General features: G+C 71.5%; 1 protein-coding gene. It reads right to left on the reverse strand.

The annotated features are described in order from the left end of the window. The coding region (locus tag C1I97_RS38850; protein ID WP_146608494.1) for a SidA/IucD/PvdA family monooxygenase at nt 1-376 on the reverse strand (376 nt) is incomplete at both ends.

Consider the following 376-nt stretch of genomic DNA (forward strand, 5'->3'; position numbering starts at 1 on the left):
GTGCAGGTAGGGCTCGAGGGCGGTCAGCAGGGGGGCGAGGGGGCGTTCGCGGTAGCCGGTGGCGAGGACGACGGCGTCGGTGGTGAGGCGGGTGCGGGTGCCCTGCTGGACGTGTTCGACGTGGAGTTCGATCTGCGAGGTGGCGAGGCGGCCGGCGGTGCGGACGCGGACGCCGGGGGTGAGGACGGCGTCGGGCCAGCCGCCGTCGAGGGTGCGGCGGTAGAGCTCGTCGTGGATGGCGGCGAGGGTGTCGGCGTCGATGCCCTTGTGGAGTTGCCACTGGGCGGCGACGAGCCGGTCGCGGACGGGTTCGTCGAGGGCGTGGAAGTAGCGGGTGTAGTCCGGGGTGAAGTGCTCCTGGCTCTTATACACATCT

Source organism: Streptomyces sp. NTH33, from assembly GCF_003236365.1.
Lineage (GTDB): Bacteria > Actinomycetota > Actinomycetes > Streptomycetales > Streptomycetaceae > Streptomyces.